The organism is Rhodoferax sp. GW821-FHT02C08, assembly GCF_059421805.1.
On record NZ_JBWKVR010000059.1, the window covers coordinates 1 to 1102 of the forward strand.

Below are 1102 nucleotides of genomic sequence, written 5' to 3' on the forward strand. Positions count from 1 at the left end.
CCTACCATCAAACCCGCCATGGGCAAGCTCAGCGCCCCCAAGGCCGCCAGCACCAACGACGACGACTGGACCAGCTTCTAGTTCACGCAAACCGCGGCGGTTCTCGGGGGGCAGGGCAGCTATCGCTCTTGTGAAGAATATTGCCGCCAGCGCATATTTTGTCTGCGCTGGCAGCTATCAAATACATAGCTGTTGAGCTGATTCACCCGGCGTGCGCCAGAAGTCCTCTGGGCCTTGGCGGCATATATTTCTAGCATTTCGCGAACCATGCGTGTAAGCGGGTGTAAATTACCGCAGAATCCCGCGCTTGAATCGCGAGTTGCCCCGTATGGTTGAGCGCACAACCCGTACTGCGCATACCGCCCACATGCCATTGGGCGTATTGCCCACTGTGCTCTACTGGCCCGGCTGCCTGCCTTTCTGTTCAACCTCCTTACGTAACTTCTGAGAGAGACGCTGCTATGCCAAGCTTTATTAAGAACCTGTCCATCGCAAAGCGCCTGGGCCTGGGTTTCGCCCTGGTGCTGATCATGTCCTTGATCAGTATCTTGGTGGGTCTTTCTCGGTTGAGCGCGGTTGCGCAGGCCACGCAGAACATGGTGGAGGAGCCACTCAAGACCGAGCGTCTTGTGAGCGACTGGTATCGGAACATCCACACAGGCGTGCGCCGCACTGGCGCTATCGCCAAAAGCAGTGATCCCTCCGTAGCTGCTTACTTTGCAGAAGACCAAGCCGAGTCGTCCAAGACATCGGCCGAGTTTCAGAAGAAGCTGGAAGAGGTTATCAATACCGACGAGGAAAAAGCCCTCTATGCAGAAATTGGGGCCGCCCGAAAAACATATGTAGCTGCCCGTGACGAAATTCTTGCCTTCAAGAAGGATGGCAAAGAGGATGAGGCGAACAAGGTGTTGACCGACAAGTTTGTACCCGCCTCCAAGGTGTATTTGGCCAAGATGGATGCGTTGCTGTCTCAGCAGCGTGCGCAAATTGACAGCATTGCCAAGCAAATCCACACCAACTATGAAGCCAGCCGCAGCCTGATGGTCGCGCTGGGCGTGGTCAGCCTGCTGCTGAGCCTGGTCTGCGCCTGGCTGATCTCAGG

At 56.2% G+C, this 1102-nt stretch carries 1 protein-coding gene; it reads left to right on the forward strand.

Going from position 1 to position 1102, the window contains the following annotated elements:
• Positions 1 to 461: 461 nt before the first annotated feature.
• The coding region (locus AC07VY_RS26545) for an MCP four helix bundle domain-containing protein (protein WP_495100138.1) at positions 462 to 1102 on the forward strand (641 nt) is incomplete at its 3' end.